Genomic DNA, 17,326 nt, shown 5'->3' with positions numbered 1-17,326 from the left:
CTTCTTGAGATTTATAGGGGTTACAATTTGACTGTTTATCCTAGTACTGGAAGTAATCGGATGAGCGCGCCTCGCACAGCAGACCGCACTCGGGTAGATCTGGCCGAATTCCTGCGTAGTCGCCGCGAACGTCTTTCACCGGAGGAGGTGGGGCTGCCCGCCGGCAGCCGGCGGCGTACGCCGGGGCTCCGTCGTGAGGAAGTCGCGGCCCTGGCCGGGGTGGGTTTGTCCTGGTACACCTGGCTGGAACAAGGGCGGGATATCAGTGTGTCCGCGACCTTCCTCGATAACCTCTCGCGCACGCTCAAGCTGGATGCCACCGAGCGGCGTCACCTGTTCTTGCTCGCCCACCAGCGCCTTCCGCCTGAGCCGGGTAAAACCTGGTGCACGGTGCCGGCGCTGGTTCATCGACTGATGGCCGATCTGCCTTTGCGTCCGGCCTACGTGCTCAACCTGCGTTGGGATGTACTGGCCTGGAACGCCGCGGCGGACCGGGTGTTTGGCTTCTCTGGGTTGCCGGCGGATCGCCGCAACCTGCTGTGGATGCTGTTTACCAGCCCGGCCATGCGCGAGCTGTTCAACCCCTGGGATGAGCAGGCGCTGCAGATCCTCTCCAGCTTCCGCCGCGACTTCGTACGGGCGACCCAGGATCCAGATATCGCCGCGTTGGTGAAGGACCTGGAGAAGGCCTCGCCGGACTTCAGGGACTGGTGGCGGCAGCAAGACATCCACGGTCCCTGCCAGGGGATACGCCATTTGCACATCGACGCAGTTGGCCACGTGGTGTTCGAGCACACCACGCTGACCATCGACGAGGATCGCCACCTTCGATTGGTCTACTACGCGGCTAAGGAGGGCTCATCGCAGGGGGCCGCCTTTGAACAGTGGTTACAGGAGGAGCCAGTGCTGGTGTAGCACTGGCGTTCCTTGCTCAACCGATTGATGGTCCGCGCTGGCGGCCCAGTTGCCAGGACACGCTATTGCCTTGGATCACCGCCGACACGCTCTGCCCGAGCCTCTGCTCGATCACCGGCTTCCACGGCACCAGGCTGAAGCCGACGCCATCGTCGAGCAGGGCATAACGGCCGCTGGCCAGCTGCATGCTGCGCCGGTAGGTTCCGCTGACTCGTTGGCCCTCGACCGGCAGGCGGTAATGCAGGCCTGTCTGCGCCGAGATCTCGCGCGCTGTCGCGGTCAGCTCCCGCCCGCGCAGAGTGGTCAGCAGGTTGCGTGCGAGCACCATGCGTTGGCCCTGGCGTTCGGCCAGGCCCTGTTCCACCAGGAAGTCGGCACGCTGCCTTAGCGCCTCGCGTACCTCCCTGCCGAAACCTTGGTCAGCGAGCTCACGATTACCGCCAATCAGCTGTTGGTCCAGCCAGGTCGCACCGACGGCACGGACTTGCTGTTCGATGGGTAGCGGTGTGCGTAGCTCAACGGCAACGTCGCCCAGGCGGCGGGCATCATACAGCCGGCCTTGCTCTGGCAGATCGGTCGGCACCCGCCAGACGCCCTCGGTCAGCCGCTCGACGATACCGGCCCGGCGCAAGGCTTCCAGGCGGCGCACATGGCGTTCAACCAATGCCTCGGGATCTGTCCCTTGTACTGCCTGTGATCGTGCCAAGGCCAGGTGATGATCGGTGCGATACAGGCCGCCCGCAGTCAGCGAAGCAATCGACCGATCCACTGCGCGCGGCTCGCCCAAACTGTGTGTTTCCACCAGGCCACCAATGGGATAGTCGGCCAGCTCCGCGCGGGCAGGCAGGGTCAGGTAATGCGCTTTGCCGTCGAGGCCGTCGACCACTAAATAACCGCGTTCGTTGAGCTCGTCGGCCAGGCCCTTTGTTACGATCCGACCAACCACAACAGAACTATCCTTGCCCGGTTCGAAGACCGCCAGCTCGCGCTGCACGCTACCCATGGCTCGCTGCATCGTGCGCACGATATCGCCGCGCTCGCCCATGGCGCGCAGGGTCACCTCGACGTCGTCGCGTAGGATCCAGTGTCCGGGGCGAACTTCATGGGCCAGCTCCAGCCGCTGCAGCTGCTGCAGGCGACCGATCAGCAACTGCCGGCGAGGATGGTTGGCGAGCCCCTTCAGGCTGAGTACGTCGGCCTGGCGTTCGCGCAACAGGGTGCGATCCAAGCTGGTGAAACGCTCCTGCTGCACCTCGCGCTGCAGGCTCTGCTGGATCTCCAACTCGGTACGCGGGCCGAGCCATTCGGTGGCCAGCTCCGAGGCGCGGTTGCGCATGCCCTCGGCGATGTAGTCGCGGGCGATCACCAGATCCTTGCCGGTGTCGTCCTTGCCGCGCAGGACGATGTGGGTGTGCGGGTTGTCGGTGTTCCAATGGTCGACCGCCACCCAGTCGAGGCGGGTGCCGAGGTCGGTTTCCATCCGGCTCATCAGGTGGCGGGTGTAAGTGCGCAGGTCGTCCAACTGCTCGGCATCCTCGGGCGAGACGATAAAGCGAAACTGGTGGCGGTCGTCCCTGCCGCGCTCCTCGAATGCATTGAGGTCGGCTTGGTCGGTTAGGGGGCCGTAGCCCTGGCCCGGCTCACCCTCGCGACTGACACCGTCGCGCTCGATGTAGCGCAGGTGGCTGTGCGTCGAGCGTTTGCCGGCCTGGCGTAGGTTCACCAGGCGCGTCTTGATGGTGACTCGGCGGGCGTTGGGCGGCAGTTGCTGCGCGCTGAAGCGAGCAGCGACATGTCCGCGGCCGAGACGGGCGCCGGGCTGGAGGCCTGCCTTGCGCGGCTTGCCAGTGCCGGCCTTGTTGGCCTGGCGTAGCACCTGGTTGACGAAGGGTTGGCCACGTTGTTGCGGCTTGCCCGGCTGCGGGCGAAAGCGCAATTCATCATCCTGACGACTTCCCTTGCTCATGTTTAGACTCCTCCAAGTTGATAGTGGTACGGCGTATCAGGCACGCTTCCCGGCCAGTGAAACTGCAGGGCGAGCACCATTTCGACACCCGGCGACGCAGGTGCTGTGTCGCCGCCAACCCCCGTGCAGACTGCTTTTCGGGCCAACGAAGTGCCGCCCCCTTTTATCTTGCCCTCCGTTTTTTCCGTGCCTTTGCGCTTCTGGGCTGGGTAATCAGATGAGACGGATCGGCGACTTCCAAAGCTTCTGGTCGTCAGGCGAGGGCAAAGGTATTTGCAGCCAGGTGGCTCGCGACCGCCCCCGCCTATCACACGCTGTCGGCAGGCGGATCAACACGCAGAAGGTCTGTTCATCGACGCGGCTCCAGTCACAAGGGCTGCGCCCGGCCGATTATCGCGTTGACAGACACCGGGCCGAAGTAGCGGCTGTCGAATGACGCTGGGTTGCTGCTGAGCAGGAACAGCTCATCGCCAACCAGGCGCCGACAGGTCTGCCAGGTTGGTAGCGGGCGACCTTGTAGATCCCACCTCAAGCGCCTGGCAACAACAACGCCGTCGATACGTACCTGGCTGCCTTCCACGCACACTTGTTGCGGCGCCATCGCCGCCACAGTCTTCAGCAGTGGCACGTTCGTCGGTAGGTAGCCACGCTGCGCCGCCAGCGACCTTGCCTCTGGCGGCAGGCGAACCAGCACCAGATCGCCAGGCGCCAACGAGTCGGCCGGCGACATGCGGTACCAACCGACGGGCACGCTGACGGAGGCGTTGTAGATCAGCCGTGGTGGCGACGTCGTGAACGCCGCCCAACCCAGGGCGATCAGGCCGCCAGCTAGCAGCGCCAGTGGCCACCGCCCGCTGCGAGCACCCAGCATCATGGCGTGGCCTCGGGAAAATGCCGCTCCAGCACTTCGCGCAGCATCTCCGCCATCGTCACGCCGCGGTCGAAGGCCGCCAGCTTGATCCGTGTGCGCAGCGCCGGCGTCACGTCCAACGTCAGCCGGGCGCTGTAGCGCTCGACCTTGCCGTTGTCGATTCCAGCGCCTTGGCGTATCCAGGCTTCGGCCTGCGGATCGGTCGAGGGGCGTGCGCCGATACCGATGCGCTTGCTGCTCATGGCGACCACCTCAGCAACTCGTCGACCAGGCTGCTGATCTCGCGCGCAGCGGCGCTATCCGGTGCAAGTTCGCGGGCCAGACAACCGGCCGCCACGCTCTCGGCGAAGACGATACGCTGGCGTACTTCCGCCTGCAGCGCCGGTAGCGGTTGGTCGGCCAAGGCGCCGCGCGCTTCGCGGCCGATCACTGTGGTGCTGACACGGCGGTTGATGGCGAACGCCGCACGCAACGTAGGCCTGAACACCTGCGCCTCGCGGATCAGGTTGACCATCTCCGCACTGGCCCACAGGTCGTAGGGGCTGGGCTGCACCGGGATCAACACGCGATCCGCCGCCAGCAACGCCGAGCGGGCGAGGGCGGCGATGCGCGGTGGCCCATCGATGATCACGTGATCGGCGCGACGCGCCAGCTCCGGGGCTTCCTGATGCAGCGTCTCACGCGCCAGGCCAACGGCGCTGAACAACCTGGGTAAACCCTGCTGGCTGCGCCGCTGGGTCCAGTCCAATGCCGAGCCCTGCGGGTCGGCATCGAGCAGGATGACGTTCTGCCCGCGTAGGGCCAGTTCGCCGGCGATATGGGTGGCCAGAGTGGTCTTGCCCACCCCGCCTTTCTGGTTGAGCAGGGCGACGATCATGGGCGGCCCCCTCCGGCCAAACCGCCCCAATCAGCACCTGTCCACAAACGCGCGTCTGCCCAATAACAAGTTAGAGCTTTTAAGTTAGTTAAGTTAAGGGCGGCTGAAAGACACGCCAACCGTGGCCTGCAGCAGATTTTGTGCGCCTGATAGCACGAGGGTGATGCGCCTGATAGCACGTCACCGGTTGCGCCTGATAGCACGACTGCATTCACAGCTTTTCCGCAAGTTATCCCCGTGCCGTCTACGGCACGGGCCGGAAGGCGAGCAGTTCGGTCGATGGGGGCAGATGAACGACCTCCAGGCGATATCCTGGTAGCGACTGTCGGGCGACCAGCGCACGCAAGTCCAGGGCAAAGTCCGAATAGCGCGCCGAGCTGCCGGATTTGCGGTACAGATGACGAAAGTCGAATTGCCAGCCGTCCTCCTGCTTGCCGCCGTGCTTGCGCACCAGGCGGTACAGCCAGCGCTCGATGCCGCCGGTGAGGCGGAAGTAGGCCGGGTCGATGGTCAGCACCAAGGCCTGATCCAGCACGCCGCTGTAAAACCAGTCCGGCAGGATCAGCTCGATGCCCAGCGGCCGGCCATCCGCCGCGGCCAGCTCCTTCCACTCGTTGATCCAGGAGAAACGGTGCAAGCGCCGGCCCGTGGTCTCGCGGATGGAGGTGGCTACGCTGGTCGATTGCAGCCGGTCCAGCGCTGCTTTCAAGCGCTGGTAGTCGCGCAACGAGGTGCCACGGCCAATGAAGCGCAATATCTGATAGGGCGTCGCACACATCAGTCGCGAAGTGGGGATGCCCGCATCGCGCGCCTCGACGATCTGGCTGGCCGCCCAGATCAGGATGTCGGCATCCCAAATCGTGGCGATGCCATGCTCCAAAGTGCCCTCCACACGCACGGTCACCTCGCCCGAGCGAAAGTCGATCGGCACGGTGCGACGTGACTTGGCCAGCGAGAAGAACGGATGCGCCATTAGGTCTTGGGCATCGCGTGGCGCCATGTCGCCGGGTAGGGCGCGGAACAGATCCAGTTGTTCGTTCTGTGTAGGCAAATCGTGAGTCCGACGATTCATAAGCGAAGGTTTCACTGATCATCACGCTGTGCTCCCGGATGGCGGTCGATGTATTCGGGATCGAACGTGGTCTCGAAACTGCGCTCACTGGCCCAGGCTTCGAGATCGGTAAGCGCGTACATCACCCTCCGGCCGAATTTGTGAAAACGCGGCCCGCCACCGATCACCCGCTGCTTCTCCAGCGTGCGCGGTGACAGCCGCAGGAAGGCCGCAGCCTCGTTGTTGGTGAGGTAGCGAGGGGCTGGGCAGGTCTGTGGCGTCTGCGGCTCTTCAGCGCGCTCCACAGGCCGCATGGCATGCGCTGTCGGCCCGGCCTTGCGGTGTAGCGGGGCATCGAGATCGATGCGACGCGGGTGGCGGGAAAGATCGATTGAGTGCGACATGGTGGGTCCTCCGTTGACGTGGGAGGTGCACCGTGCGGCAGTCGTCGCGCTCGATCATGCCAGGTTGGGTCTGGGCGAATGCGCAGGTAGGAGAGGCGAGGATTGATACGGGGAAGGTCTGGACGCTGACCGGGTGCGACCATCTGAGCGCGTCACTGGCCTAGGCACCTCAGTGCATAAATCCCCATTGGCGAAGCCCTAAGGATTTACGGGTTTACGGCTTTCTGTAGAACCGGAAAATCGCATCGGCGGATTTCCGTAAATCCGTAAACGCGTAAATCCGCTTCCCCACAAATCCGTAAATTCGTGGATACGGATCGCCGGATTTGGGCAAAAACGTAAGACCGTAACGGTCTCAATCAACGGGCAGCACAACGTGGTTGCTCCGTGCGGAACACCGCGCGTTCGCCCCTGTGCATTAGCCTGCCGGGTGGGGCGCGCGGGTGGCCGGCAGGGCAGGGGCGCAAAAAACAAAGCACCGGGTCGCCCCGGTGCCTCGCGCTGGTTTAGCGATTCCAGAACACGTGCACCTGCTCGAAGCCAGTCTCCAGAGTGAACACGTCGCCGCCGTATTCCATGTCGCGGGCCATGGCGCGGTAGTCGATGTACATCGCCAGGTGCGGCGGAATGCTGCTGGTTTCCTAGGTCAACTCCTGGGCGTAGTCGGCTAACGATGAGTAGCAGCCGCAGTAATCTTCCTCGGCCGCTTTGCGCGCCTGCTCCAGATCGTTGCAGTGGGCGAGTAAGGTACCGCCAAAGTCAGGGTAGTCCTCGATAAAGCAGGCGATCTCGTGTGCTGTTTGCAAACCTTCGTATTCGCCCAGGGGATAGCCGTCAAAACCCTCGTAGTCGTGAATGGCATATTCCTCAGAGCCTTGGACTGGCGATGCCGCCAGCATGGCGTCGACCTGCGCCTGAATAGCCTCTAGCTCCTGAGTGGCATCCACCCAGGTCCCGTGCAAGTGCCCTGCGTTGTAAGCCGCAAGGTCAGCCACATAAATACGGATGTCTTCGCTCATGGTGTTCGCTCCTTCATCTCAAAGGTTCTGCGCTTGCAATGCGCATGAACCCCTGCCGACTAGGGCGACTAAGGCCGTCGTGAAAAAATCAGGAAAAATCGCGGAGGCTCCACCCAGCGCAGCGGCCGGGTGGATACCGTCTGTTTTTCTTGATTTTGAGGGGGCAAGAACCCCTGCGTTTTTGTCCTAGAACAGGTCAAGATCCCTAGCGATAAGGTAAGCCTATTCGGTTAGTCATCGTTCGAGAGCCATTGATTATATGTATCAAGAGAAGGACTGCGTCGTGGATTCAGCGGAGACCCTGTTACGGGCTTTCAAGAGATGGCGACTGAATTTCTCTCAGCAAATCGATGAATGCCCGGAGTACGGCTGACCTTAGGTGAACTACCGAGGCAGGCTGATCAACCTGGAGCTACCCCGCATCCAATCTTCCTCCGGCCTACCCGCGCCAGTATAAAAAGCCAACCGGTTTCTCAGAATTTTTCGCTTTTCCCAAGAACGTACAAGCAATGTTCAAGGGTGAACGCTTATGGTTTTTGCATGAAGCAACGGATCGTCGAAACAGCCTTCTCGGCGAGCAGATGGTACTCAATCTCAGGAAGGAATTAACAATATGGAAGCTGTAATTTCTCGCAAGCGGGCTGCGATCATTGGCTCGGGAAGCATCGGCATAGACCTAATGTACAAAGCCATGCGTTCTCCCCACCTGGACCTGAAAATGGTCGTGGGACGCAGCCAGGCCAGTGAAGGCTTATCCCGTGCGCGTGATCTGGGCATCGCCACCTCGGCCGAAGGCATCGACTTTCTGGCGCACCACGCAAGCGGCATCGACATCGTGTTCGATGCCACCTCCGCGCAGTCGCACCGTATCAACGACCAGTTCTTTCGTAAGGCCAACCTTATGGCCATCGACATGACACCCGCGAAGATTGGCGCGATCTGCGTACCCTCAATCAACCTCGACAGCATAGTCGCCGAGCGCAACGTGAACCTAGTGACCTGCGGTGGCCAAGCGAGCATTCCGCTGGCCTATGCCATCGCCCAGGCTTTCGACACGCTGGAGTACATCGAAGTCGCCTCGACAATCGCCTCTGACAGCGCGGGCATGGCGACGCGCGAGAACATCAATCAGTACATTCTCACTACCGAGCAGGCGCTGCGGCAGTTCAGTGGTACTGGGAAAAGCAAAGCGGTGCTGAACATCAACCCGGCCAAGCCCGGCATCAACATGCAAACCACTGTATTCGCAAAGGGGCGTTACCACAGCCTGGAGAAGGTGAAAGCAAGCGTGCGGGAGATGGTTGTCCGTGTTCAACGCTACGTGCCGGGCTACGAAGTGGTGCTGGAGCCGGTGGAAAGCAAAGGCTACCTCACCGTGAGTGTGACTGTGCGCGGCAGTGGCGACTACTTGCCTGCCTATGCTGGCAACCTCGACATCATCAATTGCGCTGCCATCGCGGTCGCCGAATTCAACGCTGTAAGCTGGGAGCGGACCGCCGCATGATTACCATCACTGACTGCACCCTGCGCGACGGCAACCACGCCGTGCGACATCAACTGAGCGAGTCACAGATTCGCCAGTATGCCAAGCAGGCCGATGCCGCCGGCGTCGATATCATTGAAGTTGGCCATGGTAATGGGCTGGGTGGATCTTCAGCGCTGCTAGGAACTAGCTGCCTGGCTGACCGCGACATGCTCGAAACAGCCCGGTCGGTGATCAAGAATGGCCGCCTTGGGATTCATTTCATTCCCGGGCTGGGTACCTCCACCGACCTTTCGACCGCCATTGAGGTCGGGGTAGATGTGTTCCGCATCGCCTCGCATTGCACCGAGGCCAACGTTACAGCGCCTTACATCGAGTCGGTGCGCAATCAGGGTAAGAGCGTGTATGGCGTACTGATGATGAGCCATATGGCCGAGCCCGCAGAGTTGGCGCAACAGGCTGCGCTCATGGCCAGCTATGGTGCCGATGCCTTAATACTGATGGATAGCGCCGGTTACCTAGCCCCCGACGACGTACGCTGGCGCGTGCAGGCAATCCAGGAGCTGACTGACATCAAGCTGGGTTTCCATGCCCACAATAACCTTGGTTTGGCGGTGGCCAACTCGATGGCTGCGGTGGAAGAGGGCGCTGAATTGCTTGACGCCTGCATCATGGGCTTTGGCGCCGGAGCGGGAAACACCCAGTTGGAGACCTTGATCGCCGTGCTCAATCGTTCGGGCTATCGCACCCGCTGCACCTTCGATGCTGTGGCCGGGCTGGCGCATGCGTCGCAGCAGTACCTAGATTGCCTGACCCCGCACATCGGCACCGCCAACATTGCCAGCGGTATCAATGGGCTGTTTTCTGGATTCGCGCCGCACATCAAACGTGCGGCCGAACAGTTCAAGGTTGATGAGTTCCAGCTTTACCGCTTGCTAGGCCAACGCCAACTGGTGGCGGGGCAGGAAGACATCATCTTGGAGACCGCCGCCAGGCTGTCTACCACACACTAAACCCAGCTTCAGGTATCGAATCGATGGCTGCCATTGATAAGCAGGGCCTTCGCTCGCCCATGATTCATGAAAAAGTCGCTCACTGGGCGGCCTTGACCCCCAATGCAGTTGCCGTTCGCAGTGCATCGGAAACTTTGACTTACGCCGAATTAGATCGGCAGTCGTCAGCCCTGGCCGGTTACCTGCGCGAGCAGGGCATCGGCACTGGGAGCCTGGTGGGGGTGTATTTCCAACCCTCGCCCGCCACGCTGTTGTGCATGCTCGGCATCCTTAAAAGCGGGGCCGCATACGTGCCGTTGGACGTCGCCAACCCCTCTGCCCGGTTGGCACAGATGATTGGGCAACTTGCCGACCTCAAGTTGATCTTCACCTCGGCGCCGTTCATTGCCAACCTCGGTGGACAAGCTGTGCCTGTGGCCGACATCGAGCAAGTACGCATGCTGTTGGAGGGGCTGCCGGTGGCCCAGCCGAGCCATTGGCCAGTGCAGGAAAACACACTTTGCTACACCGTATTCACCTCCGGGACCACCGGAGTGCCGAAAGCGGTGGCTATCACTCACCGCAGCTGGGCGAACCTGATTGATTGGCACGTACGCGAATACGGCCTGGGGCAGGACTCTAACGGAATCCTGGTATCTGCTTACGGTTTCGATATCTCTCAACGTAGCCTGGTCACGCCGCTGTACAGCGGGGCGGCGATCTCGCTGACGAGCAGCCGCATGTTCGATGGCTACGAAATCGCGGGTTTGATCGAACAGCACCGGGTCGCCAGCATCCATCTGGCCCCCAGTTCGTTGTACCTGATTCTTCAGGCGGGGCAGGCCGGTGAGCAATTGGCAAGCCTGCGGCACTTGTTCATTGGTGGTGAAGCCCTCTCGACCGCTCGGGTAGTGGAATGGGCCAAAGGCAAGGGTGCGGCGTGCAACCTGATTCACCAATACGGTGTGGCGGAATGTACCGACGTAGCCACCTGCCACCGCATGGTCGATTACGCCACCTACCTCACTGACGGCATCCCAATGGGCGAGCCGGTGGGTAATTGCCGCGTCGATGTGCTTGATGAGCATGACTGCCCTGTGACAGTCGGCGAAACCGGTCAGATCGTGATCTCCGGCATGGGAGTGGGCCAGGGGTACCTGAACAACCTCACGCTGCAGGCCGAACGCTTTAGACCCATGACCGTCGACGGCGTGACTCGTGCCGCTTACTTCACTGGTGACTACGCTCGCCGCAAAGCCGACGGCAGTTTCATTTGCGTGGGGCGGCGCGATAACCAAATCAAGATCCGCGGCATGTTGGTGAACCTGTCCGAAATCGAGAACGGCGTACGCAACGCGCTAGACGCCGTTGAGGACGCGATCGTGCTCAACACCCAGGCCCTGCCAGGTCAGGAAGCCGAACTCACCGCTTTCGTGACCACCTCCGACGAACTGCCAACCCTACACGATATCGGTCGCCAGCTCTCGGCACTGTTGCCCAACCACATGCACCCACGGCGATACGTGGCCTGCAAACAGTTCCCCCTGACGCAGAACGGCAAGATCGACCGCCAAGCTCTGTTGAATATGGGCTGAACAACCCGTCACTACCAATAAGGAGTTTCACATGACACAGATGGACCAAAAAATATCCGCTACCACCGGCCTGCCGGCTGGTGCGGTGATCACTGATGATATTCAGGCAGACATCGAATCGTTCGAGCGCAACGGCTTCATCGGCCCGATCAAGCTTTACGAGCCCGAAGAAGCGGCGGAGATCCTGCGGGCCTTGCGCGTGGCCAACCACGACCGCTCGCACATCCTGTACGACAACAACATGAACTACGACCGCCACTTCGATATTCCCGAATTGTCGCGGCACATAATGCACCCGACCATCCTCAAGTATCTGCGCGGCATTCTGGGTAGCGACCTGCTGTGTTGGCGTTCGGAATGGTTCGCCAAGTTCCCAGGTGGCCGCGGCACCGAGTGGCACCAGGTGCGCGACTACAGCTATACCGACGGCAACCCGCTGATCGTGCCGACAGAAACGGATTGGAATGCCTACATCGACCTAACCGTGTGGACCGCGTTCACCCCGGCCACCAAGGAAACTGCGTGCATGCGTTTCCTGCCTGGCTCGCACAAGAAGTTCTACTACGACGAGAAGAAGAGCGTCGCTACCGGTCGCAATGGTGATTACCAGCACTCCAAGACCGACACCGGCTTCTTCGGCTATGACTTCTCCGAATTCAAGGTCGACCCGGCCTGGGATCCGGAAAGCGCCAACCCAGTGGACATGGAACTGCAAGCCGGCGAATGCGTGATTTTCACCGCCTCCTGCGCCCATGCCTCGCACAACAACACCAGCGAACGGCAAACGCGCCTGGCGATCTCCGGCCGTTACGTCCCTACCCATGTGCGGGTGTATCCAGACCTGTCGAGCTACAACGCGCATGGTGAAACCTTCGACCTGGCTAACTACGCCACCGTGCTGGTGTCCGGCGTCGACACCTACGGGCACAACCAGGTGCGCAGTGCCAACAACCGAGATCAGGCGTTTTCGTTCGCCGCAGTGGAGGAGAAAGTCCCATGCTGAATGCCATTCATGAAATCTGCGCCAAGGCGCTGGATTACCCGCAACTGAAGTTGGACGACGACTTCTTCGACGTGGGCGGCCACTCATTGATGATGGCCGAGATCCAGCGCCAACTTCACGAGGAGCTGAAGGTGCAGATCGATATGGAATCGCTCTTTCGCAACTCGTCGGTAATCCAGCTGAGCAAGGCCATCCAGCCGTCGTTCAGCCAGCAGGCGGGTTAATGCCGGTGGCCGGCCGTTATCAGTCGGCCACCCCCTCAAGGAGATAGGAAGATGAAGACCTTTGCGTTGCTGGAGCACACTCACGGCAGTGAGCCGGCAGACCTGACACTCAAGAGGGCGTCGCTGTTCGCTGCATTCATGAGCCGGGCCACCCAATGCGTGCCGGTCAATGCCGACGCCGTCGCCGTCGCCGCGCAGCTGAACCGCTTGCTGGAAAAGGGCCATGTGCATTTCAACGCCTTGGACGGGGGCGCTTTCGAAGCCTTCTATGGCCCCTCGTGCGAGGCCACCGCACAGATATCTACACGCATTCCCTTCTGGTCGGAAAAAATCGTCGCGAAAATCCGTAAAAGCGTGCGCCAGTCGCAGGGTGCAATCTGCTCGCTGCAACTGTTCGATGCCGAAAACAGCATCGATGTGTTCGTGACCGATTGGAGTTCCTGCACTGCCGCGTGCGCCATCGCTGTGCACAAATATCATTGGTTCACACGCAACCTCGCCGACCGGCCCGATGCGGACAACTACTTCACCGGCGCTTATGTGCGCAACCCGCTGACCGGTGATTTGATGTCGGTGTGGGTCGCTGATTGGGTCAAGCCTGATTTCGGCACCGGTGCCGTGCTGGTCAACCCCGCCCACAACAGGACCGACCTGGATTTCGCTCGGCGCGTAGGTTTGCCGATCCGCTTCGCGCTGTCGATCGAGGCGCAGGCTGATGAGCATGCGATGCCTGTTCCTCCAGTACTCAAAACCGGCCACGCGGTGCGGGCGGGCTTTCTGGACGGCAAACCTGCGCCTCAGGTGCACAACGAAACGGTCAACGTGTTGCTGCGCAAGGGCAGTGCACGGACGCATGAAGACAAACGCATCCCTGGCGAAGCCATCGCCCGCATAGAACCCACTACACCCGAGCAGGCGCAGCTGTACTGGAACCCGCACCTGGGCACATTCCATGAGCATGCGGTGCAAGGTCTGCCGGTTCGCGTCGAGTTTAGCGCCAGTTTCAAGGCCGCAGTGACCACCGTCACCCATCGCCCGGACCACCTGCAAGTGGATGCCTCTATCCAGAAAAAGAACATTGGTGTGCTCGCCGCACTGATCTTCGACCTGGGGGGATTGGAGGCTTTCGTGCCATTGACGCTGCTCGAATCGGTCGAGTATTCCGGCAGCCGCGCCGACGGCGACCAGGCTGTGGACCTGGCGCTGCTGGTGGGTGAAGAACCGGAGAAAGTGCTGGTGATCCGCAAGGCGCTGATCGACCAGATCGACAGCTTTCTTAGTGGCTGCCAGAAGCTTTCGGCCCGGCTCGGCGAAAACGGCACGCTGCCGCCGGATCAGGTGAACACCTTACTAGAACATGGAGACGCGGTATCGGCGTTCCGCTCCCTGTACCAATGGCAAAGACAAATGGTCGCCAACGATGAAGTGATCGACCAGTGCGTCTACACCTCGGTGCTTACGAAGCTCGGCGTTCGGTCGGCTTGAACTAGGAGATTATTTGATGGAAATTTTTCTCTACGCCTTCAGTGTGATGTACAGCCCCGGGCCGGTCAACGTGATGGGCTTGAACGCTGGGCTCACCGGCCAGTTCCGGCGCACGGTTGGCTTTTTCATCGGGGTGGGCTGCGCTATGTTCGCGCTGTTCCTGATCTTTGGTTACACCGGCGAGGCCTTGATCTCGCGCTCGGTGCTGCCTTACATGGCCTTGGTGGGCGGCCTATACACCCTGTACCTGGCGTTCAAGGTGTTCACTTCCAAGGTGGTGCTGCCGGGCAAAGTGAACTCAGCATCGCCGACCGATAAACCGCTGACGTTCTGGAACGGCTTTCTGATCCAGGCCTTAAACCCCAAAGGGATGATGGTGGTGCTGCCGATCACCACAGTGATGTTCCCTGCGGCCCACGTCACTGGCATTAGCATTGCCGTGGTCTCGATCATGATCGCGCTGGGGGGCGCCGGTGCCCCGGGCATCTACTCGTTCCTGGGCGCGGTGCTAGGCAAGCGCATCACCAAAGAGTCGTACTTCAATTTCTTCAACCGTTTGATGGGTGTGGGGCTGGCCGTATGCGCGGCCTTCATGCTTCACGACTTCTACATTCATGTTCAAGGGGGCTGAGATGATCAAGCCAGACACTGCGGTCAATTGGAATGCCGTCGACAAAGAGCAGTTGGGGGACTTGATCGTGCGCCAGATCGTGCACGGTGACGAACTGATGATGGTCAAGCTGACGATGAAAGCTGGAGCGGTGGTCAAACACCACAGCCACCCCAACGAGCAGATGACCTACATTCTCAAGGGCAAGATCCGCTTCACCCATGGCTGGGAGATGGAGCAAAGCACCGTATTGTGCGCCGGCGACGTGCTGCACCTCGCGGCCAACGTTCCGCATGCCGCCGAGTGCCTGGAGGATACCGTAGACCTGGACGTGTTCACTCCATCACGGCGTGACTGGTTCGCGGCCAATGGCAACGATTACTTCGCTCAGTCTGCCGAGGCTGGTCATGACTAGCCCGGCAGTGAACAAGTGGCTGCACCGGACCGTACAGCCCGAGGCACGTAGCCGCCTGCTGTGCTTCCCCTTCGGTGGCGGCAGCGCCTCGTTCTATCGCGACTGGCAAGCGCGGCTGGGGCCAGAGGTCGAGGTGTGCGCCGTGCAACTGCCGGGGCGCGAGGCGCGCTTCGCTGAGCCGTTCTTCACCCAGATCGACGAACTGCTACCGCCGTTGGCGCAGGCGCTGTCGGGCCTGTTCGACCTGCCTCTGCATTTGTTCGGCTACAGCCTGGGGGCTGGGATCGCGCACCGGTTCGCCAGCTACTGCGCCGAGCATTACCCGGCCGCACGCATCCAGTCCCTGACCGCCTGCGCCAGCTCCGCAGCGCTGGGTAACCGAGTCAGCGCCTCCGCCATGAGCGACGAGCAGTTCCTGGCGTACATCCATGCTTTGGGCGGCTTGCCTGGTGAAGTAGCGGATAACCCTGGCTTGCGTGCAATCGCCCTGAAAACGCTGCGTAATGATTTTGCGCTCTCCGAAAGTATCGACCTGCCCACAGCAGCCCCGGTAGCGCTGCCGATCCTGGCGATTGGCGGCGACCACGATCCCTCGGTGCCGGTTGACGGGTTGCAGGCCTGGGCTGCCAAGACCACTCAACCTACGCAGCAGCAGGTATTTCCCGGGGATCACTTTTTCGTTCGCCAGAACCTGCCTGGTGTGCTGCAAGCCCTGCGAAGCTTCGCCGCCGTGTGACCACCAGGAAGGGAGAACAACTGTAATGGACTATCTGACTGCTTCGTTCAATATCGCTGCTGGGGCCGCGTTGATATTACTGATGCCGGGACCTACCAACACTTTGTTGATGACCTCCGGCTACACCAGCGGGCCCGCCCGCACCTCACCGCTGATCGCCACCGAGGCGTTCGGCTACAGCATTGCGATCAGTGTCTGGGGCTTCGTGCTGATCGCGCTGGCTACGCGTTACCCCGACCTCGGCATCGGTTTGAAACTGTTGTGTGCAGGCTACCTGGGCCTGTTGGCCTACCGCATCGCCTCGCTGAGGCAGTTGGCGAGCGAGCCAAGGGGCAGCGTGGTCAGCTGCCGTGCACTGTTGATGGTCACGCTGCTCAACCCGAAGGCGTTGATATTGGCGTCGGTGGTGTTCCCCCGCGAGGCGTATACCACCGTTGAGCGCTTCGGTTGGGCGCTGCTCTCGTTTCTGCTCATCCTGGTGCCGATCGGTTTCACCTGGGCATGGCTGGGCACCGTGGTGAGCCGCACGCCCCACCACAACGTCCACCGATGGGTGCCCAAGCTGGTCGGGCTTTCTCTCATGTCCTTTTCCGTTTACCTGACCTACTCGGCCCTAAAATGAACGTTTTTGACAGGTATCGAACTGTATTTCGCAGCCACGGCGCGCCCTCGGTGCTCGAACACGAGCCGCTTGTGCTGAAGCCATTGGCACCCGGCCAGGTGCGTGTGCGCAACGAGGCGGTCGGAGTGAATTACATTGACACCTACTTCCGCTCCGGGCTGTACCCACCGCCGTGCCTGCCCTCTGGGCTGGGCACCGAAGGTGCCGGCACGGTGGTGGAATGCGCGACTGGCACCCAAGGTTTCGATGTGGGTGACCGCGTGGCGTACGTGCAGTCCGCCTTGGGAGCCTACGCCACCTATCACACCGTGGATCAGCATCGGCTGGTTCACCTACCCGACGACATCTCCTTCACTACCGCCGCGGGCGGGTTGCTCAAAGGACTGACGGTACTGTGCCTGTTCAACCAGGTCAGCCAACCCCGGCCTGGCGACACGGTGCTGTTTCATGCGGCCGCCGGCGGGGTTGGGTTGCTCGCCTGCCAATACGCTAGGTGCCGTGGCATCCATCTGATCGGGGTGGTATCTAGTACTGCCAAGGCAGCGCAAGCTGAACAAGCCGGAGCATGGGCCACTTTGCTAGCCGATGAATCCATCGCTGACCGAGCGCGGGCACTGACTGGCGGCGAGGGCGTGCGTTTCGTTTACGATTCAGTCGGCCGCAGTACCTGGAGAGCCTCGCTTGACGCGACAGCTGCCCGCGGCCACCTAATCAGCTTCGGCAATGCCTCCGGGCCGGTCGAGAACGTGGCCCTAGCCGAGTTGGCACGGGCGGGGTCACTGACCGTCAGCCGCCCGATGCTGTTCGACTACATCAGCGATTCGGCATCGTTGCAGGCGTTGGCTGAAACTTTTTTTCAGTGCCTTCGAGATGGCATGGACGTGCACATAGGCGCTACCTTCTCCCTGGCCGACGCTGAGCGTGCGCACGTGCTGCTGGAGAGCCGTAAAGCGACAGGCTCGATCGTGCTCATTCCTTGATAAGGTTTTTTATGACGATCGACCAATGGCCTTCAAGCTGTAGGGTCCAAATGTTAATTTGGCTTATCGCCTCCTTCA

18 protein-coding genes and 1 pseudogene are annotated in these 17,326 nt (G+C 61.3%); 12 read left to right on the top strand and 7 right to left on the bottom strand.

What is annotated here, in order from left to right; translation table 11 throughout:
- Positions 1 to 60: 60 nt before the first annotated feature.
- On the top strand, positions 61 to 915 hold the full coding sequence (locus BMW49_RS23550) for a helix-turn-helix transcriptional regulator (protein WP_069521774.1): 855 nt from the start codon (positions 61 to 63) through the stop codon (positions 913 to 915).
- Positions 916 to 931: 16 nt separating this feature from the next.
- On the opposite strand, the gene BMW49_RS23545 is transcribed toward BMW49_RS23550, so the two are convergent.
- From BMW49_RS23545 to BMW49_RS23515, 7 genes and pseudogenes are all read right to left on the bottom strand, one after another.
- Complete coding sequence (locus tag BMW49_RS23545; RefSeq protein ID WP_069521776.1) at positions 932 to 2,881, bottom strand: relaxase/mobilization nuclease and DUF3363 domain-containing protein; 1,950 nt, start codon at positions 2,879 to 2,881, stop codon at positions 932 to 934.
- Between the two features lie 367 nt (positions 2,882 to 3,248).
- Positions 3,249 to 3,755, bottom strand: coding sequence for a S26 family signal peptidase (locus BMW49_RS23540; RefSeq protein ID WP_069521778.1), 507 nt, complete (start codon positions 3,753 to 3,755; stop codon positions 3,249 to 3,251).
- Positions 3,752 to 3,994 (bottom strand): hypothetical protein, encoded by a 243-nt coding sequence (locus BMW49_RS23535; RefSeq protein ID WP_069521780.1) that lies wholly within the window; start codon positions 3,992 to 3,994, stop codon positions 3,752 to 3,754. The genes BMW49_RS23540 and BMW49_RS23535 overlap by 4 nt, the downstream gene beginning before the upstream one ends.
- Positions 3,991 to 4,629 (bottom strand): ParA family partition ATPase, encoded by a 639-nt coding sequence (parA, locus tag BMW49_RS23530; RefSeq protein WP_069521782.1) that lies wholly within the window; start codon positions 4,627 to 4,629, stop codon positions 3,991 to 3,993. The genes BMW49_RS23535 and parA overlap by 4 nt, the downstream gene beginning before the upstream one ends.
- A gap of 244 nt (positions 4,630 to 4,873) precedes the next feature.
- A complete protein-coding gene (locus BMW49_RS23525) occupies positions 4,874 to 5,701 on the bottom strand; it encodes a replication initiator protein A (protein ID WP_069521785.1) in 828 nt (275 codons plus the stop codon).
- An 11-nt stretch (positions 5,702 to 5,712) separates the two neighbouring features.
- Positions 5,713 to 6,084, bottom strand: coding sequence for a helix-turn-helix transcriptional regulator (locus tag BMW49_RS23520; protein ID WP_069521787.1), 372 nt, complete (start codon positions 6,082 to 6,084; stop codon positions 5,713 to 5,715).
- 506 nt (positions 6,085 to 6,590) lie between these two features.
- Positions 6,591 to 7,103, bottom strand: a pseudogene (locus BMW49_RS23515) (antirestriction protein ArdA).
- A 613-nt stretch (positions 7,104 to 7,716) separates the two neighbouring features.
- On the opposite strand from BMW49_RS23515, the gene BMW49_RS23510 reads away from it, so the two are divergent.
- From BMW49_RS23510 to BMW49_RS23460, 11 genes are read left to right on the top strand one after another with little or no spacing between them, the layout of a single operon-like run.
- Positions 7,717 to 8,607: an acetaldehyde dehydrogenase (acetylating) gene (locus BMW49_RS23510; protein WP_069521789.1), complete on the top strand. Its 891-nt coding sequence runs from the start codon at positions 7,717 to 7,719 to the stop codon at positions 8,605 to 8,607.
- Entirely contained in the window at positions 8,604 to 9,599 is a 996-nt protein-coding gene (dmpG, locus tag BMW49_RS23505) for a 4-hydroxy-2-oxovalerate aldolase (protein WP_069521791.1), read from the top strand. The genes BMW49_RS23510 and dmpG overlap by 4 nt, the downstream gene beginning before the upstream one ends.
- Positions 9,600 to 9,622: 23 nt before the next feature.
- Positions 9,623 to 11,173 (top strand): amino acid adenylation domain-containing protein, encoded by a 1,551-nt coding sequence (locus tag BMW49_RS23500; protein WP_069521792.1) that lies wholly within the window; start codon positions 9,623 to 9,625, stop codon positions 11,171 to 11,173.
- 31 nt (positions 11,174 to 11,204) lie between these two features.
- Positions 11,205 to 12,176: a chlorinating enzyme gene (locus tag BMW49_RS23495; RefSeq protein WP_208600988.1), complete on the top strand. Its 972-nt coding sequence runs from the start codon at positions 11,205 to 11,207 to the stop codon at positions 12,174 to 12,176.
- On the top strand, positions 12,170 to 12,400 hold the full coding sequence (locus BMW49_RS23490) for an acyl carrier protein (RefSeq protein WP_069521793.1): 231 nt from the start codon (positions 12,170 to 12,172) through the stop codon (positions 12,398 to 12,400). The genes BMW49_RS23495 and BMW49_RS23490 overlap by 7 nt, the downstream gene beginning before the upstream one ends.
- A 51-nt stretch (positions 12,401 to 12,451) precedes the next feature.
- Positions 12,452 to 13,885: a class I tRNA ligase family protein gene (locus tag BMW49_RS23485; RefSeq protein WP_069521795.1), complete on the top strand. Its 1,434-nt coding sequence runs from the start codon at positions 12,452 to 12,454 to the stop codon at positions 13,883 to 13,885.
- Between the two features lie 16 nt (positions 13,886 to 13,901).
- Positions 13,902 to 14,516 (top strand): LysE family translocator, encoded by a 615-nt coding sequence (locus BMW49_RS23480; protein WP_069521797.1) that lies wholly within the window; start codon positions 13,902 to 13,904, stop codon positions 14,514 to 14,516.
- Position 14,517: 1 nt separating this feature from the next.
- A complete protein-coding gene (locus BMW49_RS23475; protein ID WP_069521799.1) occupies positions 14,518 to 14,910 on the top strand; it encodes a cupin domain-containing protein in 393 nt (130 codons plus the stop codon).
- A complete protein-coding gene (locus BMW49_RS23470) occupies positions 14,903 to 15,646 on the top strand; it encodes a thioesterase II family protein (RefSeq protein WP_069521801.1) in 744 nt (247 codons plus the stop codon). Before BMW49_RS23475 ends, BMW49_RS23470 begins: the two co-directional genes overlap by 8 nt.
- A 25-nt stretch (positions 15,647 to 15,671) precedes the next feature.
- Positions 15,672 to 16,268 carry a LysE family translocator gene (locus tag BMW49_RS23465; RefSeq protein WP_069521803.1) on the top strand — a complete coding sequence of 199 codons (597 nt, stop codon included), beginning with the start codon at positions 15,672 to 15,674 and terminating at the stop codon, positions 16,266 to 16,268.
- Positions 16,265 to 17,248, top strand: a complete 984-nt coding sequence (locus BMW49_RS23460; RefSeq protein WP_069521805.1) for a quinone oxidoreductase family protein — start codon at positions 16,265 to 16,267, stop codon at positions 17,246 to 17,248. Before BMW49_RS23465 ends, BMW49_RS23460 begins: the two co-directional genes overlap by 4 nt.
- Positions 17,249 to 17,326 lie beyond the last annotated feature (78 nt).

This window comes from Pseudomonas cuatrocienegasensis (genome assembly GCF_900110925.1).
Lineage (GTDB): Bacteria > Pseudomonadota > Gammaproteobacteria > Pseudomonadales > Pseudomonadaceae > Aquipseudomonas > Aquipseudomonas cuatrocienegasensis.
The sequence above is the reverse complement of the archived record's forward strand: the minus strand, read 5'-3'. Positions and strand labels throughout refer to the sequence as shown.

Excerpts from the sequence above, each read along its gene's own strand:
- BMW49_RS23550 (WP_069521774.1), top strand. The coding sequence starts at position 61 with ATGAGCGCGCCTCGCACAGCAGACCGCACTCGGGTAGATCTGGCCGAA.
- BMW49_RS23545 (WP_069521776.1), bottom strand. The coding sequence starts at position 2,881 with ATGAGCAAGGGAAGTCGTCAGGATGATGAATTGCGCTTTCGCCCGCAG.
- BMW49_RS23540 (WP_069521778.1), bottom strand. The coding sequence starts at position 3,755 with ATGATGCTGGGTGCTCGCAGCGGGCGGTGGCCACTGGCGCTGCTAGCT.
- BMW49_RS23535 (WP_069521780.1), bottom strand. The coding sequence starts at position 3,994 with ATGAGCAGCAAGCGCATCGGTATCGGCGCACGCCCCTCGACCGATCCG.
- parA (WP_069521782.1), bottom strand. The coding sequence starts at position 4,629 with ATGATCGTCGCCCTGCTCAACCAGAAAGGCGGGGTGGGCAAGACCACT.
- BMW49_RS23525 (WP_069521785.1), bottom strand. The coding sequence starts at position 5,701 with ATGAATCGTCGGACTCACGATTTGCCTACACAGAACGAACAACTGGAT.
- BMW49_RS23520 (WP_069521787.1), bottom strand. The coding sequence starts at position 6,084 with ATGTCGCACTCAATCGATCTTTCCCGCCACCCGCGTCGCATCGATCTC.
- BMW49_RS23510 (WP_069521789.1), top strand. The coding sequence starts at position 7,717 with ATGGAAGCTGTAATTTCTCGCAAGCGGGCTGCGATCATTGGCTCGGGA.
- dmpG (WP_069521791.1), top strand. The coding sequence starts at position 8,604 with ATGATTACCATCACTGACTGCACCCTGCGCGACGGCAACCACGCCGTG.
- BMW49_RS23500 (WP_069521792.1), top strand. The coding sequence starts at position 9,623 with ATGGCTGCCATTGATAAGCAGGGCCTTCGCTCGCCCATGATTCATGAA.
- BMW49_RS23495 (WP_208600988.1), top strand. The coding sequence starts at position 11,205 with ATGACACAGATGGACCAAAAAATATCCGCTACCACCGGCCTGCCGGCT.
- BMW49_RS23490 (WP_069521793.1), top strand. The coding sequence starts at position 12,170 with ATGCTGAATGCCATTCATGAAATCTGCGCCAAGGCGCTGGATTACCCG.
- BMW49_RS23485 (WP_069521795.1), top strand. The coding sequence starts at position 12,452 with ATGAAGACCTTTGCGTTGCTGGAGCACACTCACGGCAGTGAGCCGGCA.
- BMW49_RS23480 (WP_069521797.1), top strand. The coding sequence starts at position 13,902 with ATGGAAATTTTTCTCTACGCCTTCAGTGTGATGTACAGCCCCGGGCCG.
- BMW49_RS23475 (WP_069521799.1), top strand. The coding sequence starts at position 14,518 with ATGATCAAGCCAGACACTGCGGTCAATTGGAATGCCGTCGACAAAGAG.
- BMW49_RS23470 (WP_069521801.1), top strand. The coding sequence starts at position 14,903 with ATGACTAGCCCGGCAGTGAACAAGTGGCTGCACCGGACCGTACAGCCC.
- BMW49_RS23465 (WP_069521803.1), top strand. The coding sequence starts at position 15,672 with ATGGACTATCTGACTGCTTCGTTCAATATCGCTGCTGGGGCCGCGTTG.
- BMW49_RS23460 (WP_069521805.1), top strand. The coding sequence starts at position 16,265 with ATGAACGTTTTTGACAGGTATCGAACTGTATTTCGCAGCCACGGCGCG.